Source organism: Cellulomonas sp. P4_B5_2 (assembly GCF_056402235.1).
On the sequence record NZ_JBFUHU010000126.1, the window covers coordinates 1 to 9,757 of the forward strand.

Annotated in this window: 10 protein-coding genes; 2 read left to right on the top strand and 8 right to left on the bottom strand. The window is 73.7% G+C overall.

The window, feature by feature from the left end; genetic code table 11:
- From AC1DUQ_RS10860 to AC1DUQ_RS10870, 3 genes are all read right to left on the bottom strand, one after another.
- Positions 1–1,312 (bottom strand): DUF4011 domain-containing protein (locus tag AC1DUQ_RS10860; RefSeq protein WP_477073782.1); only part of this gene is annotated, 1,312 nt, incomplete at its 3' end.
- Entirely contained in the window at positions 1,312–2,448 is a 1,137-nt protein-coding gene (locus AC1DUQ_RS10865) for a M48 family metalloprotease (RefSeq protein ID WP_477059490.1), read from the bottom strand. The genes AC1DUQ_RS10865 and AC1DUQ_RS10860, both read right to left, overlap by 1 nt.
- Before the next feature lie 136 nt (positions 2,449–2,584).
- Entirely contained in the window at positions 2,585–3,283 is a 699-nt protein-coding gene (locus tag AC1DUQ_RS10870; RefSeq protein WP_477059491.1) for a DUF2306 domain-containing protein, read from the bottom strand.
- Between the two features lie 172 nt (positions 3,284–3,455).
- On the opposite strand from AC1DUQ_RS10870, the gene AC1DUQ_RS10875 reads away from it, so the two are divergent.
- Positions 3,456–3,731, top strand: coding sequence for a TFIIB-type zinc ribbon-containing protein (locus AC1DUQ_RS10875; RefSeq protein ID WP_477059492.1), 276 nt, complete (start codon positions 3,456–3,458; stop codon positions 3,729–3,731).
- A 1-nt stretch (position 3,732) separates the two neighbouring features.
- Here the strand turns inward: AC1DUQ_RS10875 and AC1DUQ_RS10880 are convergent, their stop codons facing one another.
- Positions 3,733–5,463 carry a lipase family protein gene (locus AC1DUQ_RS10880; protein WP_477059493.1) on the bottom strand — a complete coding sequence of 577 codons (1,731 nt, stop codon included), beginning with the start codon at positions 5,461–5,463 and terminating at the stop codon, positions 3,733–3,735.
- A gap of 25 nt (positions 5,464–5,488) precedes the next feature.
- A complete protein-coding gene (locus tag AC1DUQ_RS10885; RefSeq protein WP_477059494.1) occupies positions 5,489–5,848 on the bottom strand; it encodes a hypothetical protein in 360 nt (119 codons plus the stop codon).
- Positions 5,849–6,010: 162 nt separating this feature from the next.
- Between AC1DUQ_RS10885 and AC1DUQ_RS10890 the strand changes: the two genes are divergently transcribed.
- Complete coding sequence (locus tag AC1DUQ_RS10890) at positions 6,011–7,072, top strand: serine hydrolase domain-containing protein (RefSeq protein ID WP_477059495.1); 1,062 nt, start codon at positions 6,011–6,013, stop codon at positions 7,070–7,072.
- A gap of 3 nt (positions 7,073–7,075) precedes the next feature.
- Here AC1DUQ_RS10890 and AC1DUQ_RS10895 read toward each other — a convergent pair whose 3' ends face one another.
- From AC1DUQ_RS10895 to AC1DUQ_RS10905, 3 genes are all read right to left on the bottom strand, one after another.
- Entirely contained in the window at positions 7,076–7,378 is a 303-nt protein-coding gene (locus AC1DUQ_RS10895) for a hypothetical protein (RefSeq protein ID WP_477059496.1), read from the bottom strand.
- Positions 7,375–9,294, bottom strand: a complete 1,920-nt coding sequence (locus tag AC1DUQ_RS10900; protein ID WP_477059497.1) for a M3 family metallopeptidase — start codon at positions 9,292–9,294, stop codon at positions 7,375–7,377. Before AC1DUQ_RS10900 ends, AC1DUQ_RS10895 begins: the two co-directional genes overlap by 4 nt.
- Before the next feature lie 28 nt (positions 9,295–9,322).
- The coding region (locus tag AC1DUQ_RS10905) for a DUF1905 domain-containing protein (RefSeq protein WP_477073783.1) at positions 9,323–9,757 on the bottom strand (435 nt) is incomplete at its 5' end.

A 9,757-nucleotide genomic window follows, 5' to 3' on the forward strand; every position in this document is an offset into this window, starting at 1 on the left:
GCTCGATCCGGGGCTTGTCGACGAGCCCGACGACGACCGCCGGCTGCGTCGCGCGCGCCTGCTTCTCGATGCTCGCCCGCAGCTCCTCGACGGCCCCCTCGGACGCGAGGTCGATGGTCTCCGGCAGCCGCAGCCCGAACAGCTCGTCCAGCTGGTGCCGCAGCACGGGGTTGACCTCGGCCTGCGTGCCGGTCAGCTGCAGCCGGTAGGCGTCGCGCACGCCGCGCTGCTTGGTCAGGGTCACCGGAGCGAGCACGAGCGGCGAGTCGATGGGCGTGCCGGGGTCGTTCTTCACGTCGTGCCAGCGCAGGAACGCGACGACCAGGCGCAGCTGGTCCCGGCCGTACTCGGCACGGTCGCGACGCGCCGACGAGATGATCGCGTCCAGCGCGGCCGCGGCGTAGGGCGCGTCGTCCCAGCGCACGAGCGAGCCGACGTCGACCGCCTTCCCGTCCACCAGCCGCGCGGACGCCGGGCCGCCCCACGTGAACAGCTGCGACGCCCGGATGTGCCGCACGTCGAGCACCAGCGGCACCGACGCCTCGGTGAGGTTGATGGTCCGCCCGGTGGGCCGGAAGTGCAGCAGCGGGTTGCGCCGGGACGCGTCGAACAGCCGGTCGCGCAGGTGCTCCAGCACGGCGGCGCGTCGGTCGGTGCGCGCGCCGAGCACGCGGTCGAGGTCGAAGTCCTCGGGCTGGTCGCGGTAGGTCTCCAGCCGGGTGATCACGTCCGCGAGGTCCTGAGCGCGGCGGCGGCGGTCGGGCGCGATCATCGAGCTCGCGACCGTGGCCAGCACCGGGTGCAGAGCGGGCGCGAGGGCGAACAGGTTGTTCCGGCGCTGCTGCAGCAGGGCCGCGTCGGCCTCGTCGGCCAGGTCCAGGCCGCACACCAGAGCGACGAACAGCTCGCCCAGGCTCGCGATGTCGGTGAGCTCGTCGTGGTGGCCGGCCAGGTGCTCCCACCGCTGCCAGCCGGCGACGATCCGGACCGTGCCCTCCTCGGAGGTGCGAGTCTCCCCGGCCGCACCCGAGAGGTCCCGCTCGACGGTCCCTCGGTGCTCCACCTCCACCGCGGCGGACACCTCCGCGGCCGCGATGGCCGCGCGGTTCCGCTGCGGCGGACCCGCCTGCGTGACGTCGACGGTCACCGGTTCGTCGTCGACCTGCGCGAGGGCTCCCAGGCCGCGCAGCGGGGCGACCCGGCCGGTCTCGTGCAGCGTCTGCACCGTGCGGAACATCGGCAGCAGCAGGCCGAGGACGTCGTCGGGAGGAAGCCCACCGCGGGCCACGGCCCGACCGATCAGTGCGCGCATCAGCCCGCCGCCGCCGTCACCTTGGCCAGCGCCCGGTCGCCGAGGTCGAGCTCGTCGGTGAAGAGCCGCAGCACCTCGTCGCCGAGGCCCACCCGCCGGGCGACCGCGAGCACCGCACCGAGGTCGTCGACCCCACCGCCGTCGTCGGCCGTGGCGAAGTCCACCAGCACGGCCGCCAGGTAGGTCCGCGTCTCGGAGGCCAGGTTCGAGGGCGTGTCCGTGAGGGCGGGCGGTCCGCCGACGACGACCCCGAACCGCTGCGCCAGGTCGAGCGCCTCCTCGCTGCGCACCACGTCGTCCGCGACGAGCATCCACACGAGCGACCGTGTGACCTCCGCCAGGCGATCCTGCCCGAGGACGTCCAGCGCGCCGAGGTCCAGCTGCGGACCGAGGGCGGCCGCGACGGCCGCGTCCGCGCCGGGTCCGCGCTCGGCCCACTCCTGGAGGGCCCAGGCACGCAGCACCGTCTCCGGGTGGGTGGTGCCCGCGCTCGGGACGCTGTAGTCCACCTCGGCCGCCTGGCGCAGGTAGGCCGCCGAGTCGACCTTGGCCAACCCCGTGACGATCTTGACCAGGCCGCTCACCGTCGTGGTCAGCGACCCGCATGCCAGCATGCCGCCGCGGTCCGCGTACAGCTCCGTGGCGAGCCGGAACCGGCGGGCGGTCTCCAGGTACTCCGAGGGCGTCCGCGCATCAGACTCCGCGGCGTCCAGCAGGCGGGCCGCCGCCAGGTACCGGCCGTCGTCCGCGGTCCAGAGCAGGTGGTGGGCGAGCTCGTGCCCTGCGACCGCGCACAGCTCGTCGGAGTCGAGGAGGTTGAGCGTGCCGCCGGTGAGCACCAGCACCGCCCGGTCCGGCACGTACACCAGCTCGGCGTTGCTGCCCTGGCCGCCCTCGTCGACGTAGATCTCGATCGGCACCGTCACGCCGAGCGCGTCCGCGGCGCGCTGGACGGCCGCGTGCACCTCCGGGTGGCCGACCGGTTCCACCCGGTAGGTCTGCCGGAGCAGCAGCTGGTCCAGCTCGCCGGAGGGCGCCGAGACCCGCGGTCGCAGCGAGCCGAACGCCACCGGGTTCTCGCGCTCGAGCAGCGCCGCGACGTCGCGGTGGTACGGCAGCGGTCCCCAGTCGGTCACCGGCCACCTCCCTCGTCGTCGTGGCCCCGGCGACGATAACGCGATCAGGGGCTCGCCGCGCCGTCCCCCGGGTTCAGCAGGGTCAGCCGGGTCCGGGCCGGACCGAGCGCGGTGCGCACCGGTGACGTGCGACCGTTCACGGTGCCGCTCGGTACCGCGGAACGCCCAGCGGCACCGGCCGTCCCGCCGCTGCCGGGTGCGCCGCCGCGGAGCTGACGCCCGCACGACGCCGGCGCCGGATGATCCACTCCGCCACCGCGAGGTTGAGCACCCAGGCCGCGCCCATGATCAGGGCGCGGCTCGTCTCGCCGACCGACCCGGCGAGGGTCCAGGGGATGAAGAGCACGGCCTGCGTGCCGGCGCCCTGGCCGATCGCGTAGCCGCGGGTCATCCACGCGCTGTGCGTGACGACGTCCCGGCGCCGGATGGCCAGCACGCCGAGCACGAGGAACGCGACCATCGCGGAGCCGAACACCACGCGGAACACCTCGAGCAGGGGACCGTCACCGGCGGGCAGCTCCGCGAACACCGCCATCCACACGCCCGCGAGCGCCGCCACGATCCCGGCGGGGGCGACCACGCGACCGGCCAGCCGGTGCCACCGCGGACGCCGGCGCCGCAGGCCGGGGTGGAACTGGAACGCACCGAGCAGGCAGAACACGCTCGCGGCGACGATGTGCACGACCACGGGCATCGGCAGCGCCAGGTACCGCGCGTTGTCCGGCGTGACCTCCGGGTTGCCGGCGAGCTCTGCCAGCCGGATCGATCCGGCCAGCACCGGGACGATGCTCAGCAGGATCAGCCCGGCCGGGATGCGCCACTCGTGTCTGGGCACGGGGCCCCCTTCGTCAGGTGCGGATCGTCGTGGTCCGAGCCTGGCCACCTCGAGCGTGCCGGTCATCGGCCGATGGGCCGCGGCGTCGTCCTCCCTTCGGCCGAGGCACAGGAAACCGTCCGGCCGCCTCGGTCGTTCACCCCTGGACAGCCCCCATCCGGACGGAGACCCCATGACCCCGCTCGTCTGCCCCAAGTGCGGATCCGACATGCGCGCGTACGAGCGCAACGGCGTGACCATCGACCAGTGCACCGGCTGCCGGGGGATCTTCCTGGACCGCGGGGAGCTCGAGAGGCTCACCGACGCCGAGGCCGCGTTCTACGGCTCACGCCAGGCCGCCCCCACACCCAGCAGGTACCCCGAGGACGACCGGTACCGCGGTGACCGCGACGACTACTACAAGAAGAAGAAGAAGCCGGGCGGCTTCCTGGGCGAGCTCTTCGACTGACTCAGGGGCACGTGTCGACGGCCGGCTCGCCGGCGAAGCGGTCGGCCGTCCAGGCGATCAGCTCGCCGATGAGCGGGGAGTCCGCCTCGACCAGCGGCACGTGACCCCGACCGGCGTAGGTGCGGTAGTCGACCGCGTAGCCGGCGGCGCACCGGTCCTCGACGTAGGCGCCCTGGGCGGCCGGCGTGACCAGGGCGTCGTCGGCCCCCTGAGCCACGAGCAGCGGCGCCGCGATGCGCCCCGACGGCACGTTCTGGACCAGGCGGTCCAGGAACACCCCGCTGCTGGGGTCGCCGGACCAGATCGGACGGTCCAGTGCCACCGAGGTGAGCACGGAGACGAGGACGCCGGGCTCGGCGAGGCACCGCTGGGCCATCTCGCGCGTGATGATCCGCGCCCCCGGCCGGACCAGGTCGTCGAAGGTCACGTCGGGGTACTCGGCGGTGTAGCCCTCCACCACGTAGGACGCGAACAGCTCCCCGGCGGTCACGTTCTCCACGACGTCCACCAGCGCCGGCAGGTTGCTCGCGGGCGCCAGGGCGGCGACCCCGTCGATCTGCAGCTCGGGCGCGTAGGTCGGCGCAAGCATCCCCGTCCACAGGGCCGCGTGGCCGCCCTGCGAGTGACCCCACACGACGGTCTCGTCGGCCAGGTCGGCGTCGGAGAGCTGGTGTGCCGCCCGGACCGCGTCGAGCACCGAGCGCCCCTCGCCCTGCCCGATGAGGTAGGGGTGCGGCCCCTCGGTGCCCAGACCGGTGTAGTCGGCGGCGACCATGGCCCAGCCCTGCGCGAGGACCTCGTCCTGCACGAACATCGCGCCGGCGCTCAGCCCGTCGGTCAGCACCGTGGGGGCGCACCCGCTCGCCACACCGGTCGTGCCGTGCGCCCACGCGACCACCGGGCTGGGGGCCGACGACTCCGGCGCGACGACCAACCCGCTGGCGACGGCGGGACGCCCCTCGCCGCGGGTGGTCGTGTAGAGGATCCGCCACGCCCTGGCGTCCGCGGGGATCTCGTCGCTGGTGAACGGCTCGCTGCGGAGCAGCTGTCCGGGGGCGGACGGGACGTCGTCGGGAGGGTCGTAGAACGCGTCCGGCCGGGGCACGCCGCGCTGCACGACCACGCTGGTCAGCACCAGGACGAGCGCCACCAGCGCACCGAGCACCGAGCCGGTCAGCCGCCACCAGCCACCGCGGGGAGCCGCCCGGCGCGGCCACAGCCGGCCGAGGTCGGCGTCCTGCCCGCGGACACCGGCGACGATCTCGCGCACGCCGACGATCACCAGCCGCACCGCGAACACGACGGCGACCACCAGCACGGTCACGTCCGGCCACGCGAGCGCCAGCAGACCGAGCACGATCGCCGTGGCACCCCCGACCACCGCGTTGCCGCGGGCCGTCCCGTGCAGCCCGCGGGACCGGGCGAGGTCGAGCACGCCGTCGACGATCAGCGCCGCGGCGACCACCAGGGCCAGCACGCGGATCGTCACGCCCGGCCACACCACCACCGCGAGCGCGGCACCCAGGGAGACCGAGCCGCGCACCACCGACCACTTGTCGCCGTCCGCCAGCTCGTCGACGCCCAGCACCACCAGCCCGACCACGACCACAACCACCAGGACCGCGAGCGACGCGAAGGGCCGCACCGCGAGCAGCGCGCCGATCAGCACGGCCACGATCCCGAGGGTCAGTCGCAGCCGGCGTGACACCGAGTGGTCGTCGCGGCGCGGCACGAGCCGAAACTAGCGCTCCGGTCGGTCACTCGTCGCGGGTCGGCCGATCGACTTCCTCACCGCGGTCGTGCACGGTGACCTCGCCATCGTCGTGCACGGTCAGGATCGTGGTGGTGCAGGCGCCGCCGTCGAACGAGGCGAGCACCGTGCCGTCCTGCGCGGACACGACGATGCCGGTCCCCACGCAGTCGTCGCCGGGCAGGCTCCGACCCTCCCGGGCGGGGAGCTCGACGACCTCGTCGGACCCCTCGAACGTCACCACCACGGGCTGGCCGCTCTCGTTCGTCAGCTCTGCGGCGTCCGGCGGGTGGTCGATGCACCCGGCCGCGGTGGCCACAAGGGCCAGAGCCGTCACCGCCGACGCCAGCGTCCGTCGCACTCTCACGATGCCCCCCTGCAGTAGTCCTGTGGACGGCGATCCTGCCCAAGATGGGGTCAGCCCGGGCCTGTCACCCGTGTGAACCCTCCACGAGCGACCGCAGTCATCCGATCGGCCCAGTCACGCCGGTCGCGAGGGCGTGTCGGACCCTCGGGGCACAGTGGGCAGATGGACGTGAGGACGGCGGTCGAGGGCCGGGTCGACTCCGGTGAGGTGCACGGCGCCGCCTGGCTCGTGGACCGGGCTGGGGACGTGAGCACCGGGGCGGCGGGCATCAGCGCGACGGACACGATCTTCCGCATCTCGTCGGTGACCAAGCCCGTGGTCGCGGCGCTCGCGATGCAGCTGGTCGACGACGGGCTGCTCCGGCTGGACGACCAGGTGGACGGGCTGCTCCCTGAGCTGGCCGACCGTCGGGTGCTGCGCGATCCCGCCGGCCCGATCGACGACACCGTCCGCGCCGACCGGCCGATCACCGTGCGGGACGTGCTCGAGTTCCGGCTCGGACTCGGCATGGACTTCGCCGGACCGTTCCCCGGCACGGTCCTCGGCGCCCTGGCGGAGGGCGGGCTGCCGGTCGGTCCGCCCGCACCGCAGCAGTCACCGGCCCCCGACGAGTGGATGCAGATCGTGGGGAGCGTCCCGCTCGCGGCGCAGCCGGGCGCCCGCTGGCTGTACAACACGGGCGCCCAGGTGCTCGGCGTCCTGGTGGCGCGCGCGGCGGGTCGGCCGCTGCCGGAGCTCCTCGCCGAGCGGCTCCTCGACCCGCTCGGCATGGTGGACACCGGCTTCCACGTCCCGCCCGACCGCCTGGGCCGGTTCGGCCGGCAGTGGCTGGGGACCGACGTGTACGACGAGGTGGACGGGCAGTGGGCGCGGCCGCCGGCCTTCCCGGACGCCGCGTCCGGTCTGGTCTCCACGGTGGCGGACCTGCACGCGTTCGCGACGAGCCTGCGGGCGGCTCCGCGGGCGGACATGCTGGCCGCGCGGGGCGGCGCGCACGACGCCGACGGCCGCGAGGGCTGGGGGCTCGGCATCGGTGTGCTCCTCGCCGACCTCCCCGACGGTCGGCACGCCGGCAGCTACGGCTGGGACGGCGGCATGGGGTCGACGTGGTGGACCGATCCCGTCACCGACACCGTCGCGATCCTGCTCACCACCGACGCGTGGACGTCCCCGCAGCCGACACCCGTCTTCTCTGACTTCTGGGCGGCGGCCTTCGCGCAGTGACCCTCAGACGAACCGCTCGACGAACGCGATGACGGTGGACTCGTTCCAGCCGTCGATCCCCTCGAACACGGCCGTCCGCTCGGGCGAGGTCATCCACACCTGCTCGAGYCGGCGGAACTCGTCCTGGTCGCCCTCGGCGCTGACCGCCCACGTGAACTCCGCGGTGTCCCGGTTCAGGTAGGCCGACTCGACCGTGAACCCGAAGGCGTCCCGGGCGGGAACCAGCCGGGTCGGCCACCAGACGAGGAACTCGTCGACCAGGTGCGGCTTGAGGTTGTACCGGCGGAGCTGGACGGTGCGGGTCACGGTCGGACCGTCCCCTCGGACAGCCACGCCTCGAACGCCTCGAACGACGACGGCCGGCCCAGGAACCGCTCGACCAGCTCGGCGGCGTCGGCCGATCCCCCGGGCGCGAGGATCGCGTCGCGGTACCGCCGGCCGACCACCGGATCCATCAGCCCGTCGATGAACGCGGTGCGCAGGTCCTTGGCGATGACCAGGCTCCAGAGGTACGTGTAGTAGGCCGACCCGTACCCGTCGAGGTGCCCGAACCCGGCGTACTGGTGGGTCTCGGGGATCGGCGTGTAGGGGCCGAACCGTGCGTCGACGTCGGCCGTGTAGGTGGCCAGGTCGGCCGGGGGGTCAGCGTGCAGGCCGTAGGACAGGGCCGTGTAGTTGAGCTGGCGACGGGTCCACGCGCCGCGGCCGAACGCGTCCGCGCGGCGCATCCGCTCGACCAGCGCGGCGGGGATCGGCTCTCCGGCGGCGTTCGTCGCGAAGGAGCCCAGCACGCCCGCGTCCCAGCCCCACTCCTCGAGCAGCTGGCTGGGCGCTTCGACGAAGTCCCACTCGGTAGCCACACCGGAGAACATGGCCCACGGCTGGTTGCCGCCGAGCACCTCGTGCACCAGGTGGCCCAGCTCGTGGAAGAAGGTCAGGACGTCGTCGTGCTCCATCAGGCCGGTCGGGAAGTTGCACACCAGCGTGCCCTCGGGCAGGGACCGCCCCGCGATGCCCGGCACCAGCGGGAACTGGGCGGCGTGGTTGAACTTGCCGGCCCGGGGGTGCATGTCGAGGTACACCCGGCCGATCGCGCGACCGTCGTCCGTGACGTCGTACACCTCGACGTCCTCGTGCCACGTCGGCGCGTCCACCCGCTCGAGCGCGATCCCGAACAGCCGCGAGACCACGTCCAGCACGCCCGGCTTCACGGCCTCGTAGCGGAAGTACTCCCGGACCTCGCGGGAGTCGACGTCGTACTGCTCGTTCTTGATGATCTGGTCGTAGTACAGGTTGTCCGCCGCGGTGACCGCCGTGGCACCGGGCACGTCCTGGCGGTACCGCGCGAGCATGACGTCCACGTCGTGCGCGGCGTGCTCGGCGGTGAGTCCGTCGAGGCGCTCGACCAGGTCCGCGATGGCGCTGCCGGAGCCGATCATCTTGACCTCGGCGTCGTACGTGGGCCAGTCGGGGTAGCCCAGCAGGGTCGCCCGCTCCGCGCGCAGCTGGAGCAGCTCTGCGAGCACCTGCTCGTTGGCGGGCCAGCCGATGCGCTGGTGCTCGGTGGTCAGCGCGAGCCGGACGGACGGGTCGGTCGCGTACGTGCGGACCGGGAGCAGGTCGGGGTACTCGGTGGTGAGCGTGACCAGTCCGTCCTCGTCGGCCGGGTGCTCCGCGCGGAAGTCCTCGGGCAGCCCGTCCAGCTGCTCGGGCCGCACCCGGATGCTGCGGACGCCGTCGCGGATGTTCCGGGAGAACTCCAGGCCGAGCTCGGTGCACCGCTGCGCGAGCGCGCGCAGCCGGTCCCGGTCCTCCGGCGAGCGGTCCACGCCGGCGCGGCGGAAGTCGCGCAGCACCCGGTCCCGGACCCGCACGGCGCCCGGCTCGAGCCCGTCCGGGTCGGTCGCGGCGAGCACCCGCCACAGCTCGTGGTCCAGCCCGCGCTCGGTGACGAGGTCCTCGGCCGCCTGCGCCCGCTCCTCCGCGGCCGCGCGCAGGTCGGCGTCCGGGTGCACCTCGGACAGCAGGTGGGCCGCGGACGACGCCGTGCCGATCGCGATGTCGGAGTCGTTCCACAGGTCGAGCACCTCGCTCGAGGTGCGCGGCGAGCCGTCCTTCAGGCGCGCGACGAGGGCGCGGGCGTCGTCGAGACGGGCGTCGACCGTGGTGGCCAGGAAGTCCGGCCAGGCAGCGGCGTCGGTGGGGAAGCTGGTCGTCGGCATGCGCCCGACGATATCCGCGCGGGACGCCTCAGCGGGGGCCACCCAGGATCAGCCGCACCGCGACGGTGTCGCCGACGTCGAGCAGCTCGGCCTTGCGCACCATGTCCTTGACCGGCACCAGGTAGCGGCCGTCCTTCGGGAACAGGGACGTCTCCCACTCGGTGTCGTCGATGCGCGCAAGCACGGGGATCACGCCCCACCCGTAGCTGACCTGCGCGGACACCGCCTTGATCGCCGCACTCTCGGCCTCGGGCACGGGCACGTAGTGATAGGGCGACGGCCCACGCCAGTAGATGATCTCGCCGCTGAACCGAAGTTCCATCGACCCAGCGTCCCCCGGTCCGCCCCCGCGCGCGAGAACAACCCGGGTCGCGTCATCGACCGTCCGGCCGCGACTCAGGTTGTTCTCGCGGCCGACCATGTCGTTGTGGTGGGTCGGGACCGTCAGAACGGTGTCAACGAC

Excerpts from the sequence above, each read along its gene's own strand:
- AC1DUQ_RS10875 (WP_477059492.1), top strand. The coding sequence starts at position 3,456 with ATGACCCCGCTCGTCTGCCCCAAGTGCGGATCCGACATGCGCGCGTAC.
- AC1DUQ_RS10890 (WP_477059495.1), top strand. The coding sequence starts at position 6,011 with ATGGACGTGAGGACGGCGGTCGAGGGCCGGGTCGACTCCGGTGAGGTG.
- AC1DUQ_RS10900 (WP_477059497.1), bottom strand. The coding sequence starts at position 9,294 with ATGCCGACGACCAGCTTCCCCACCGACGCCGCTGCCTGGCCGGACTTC.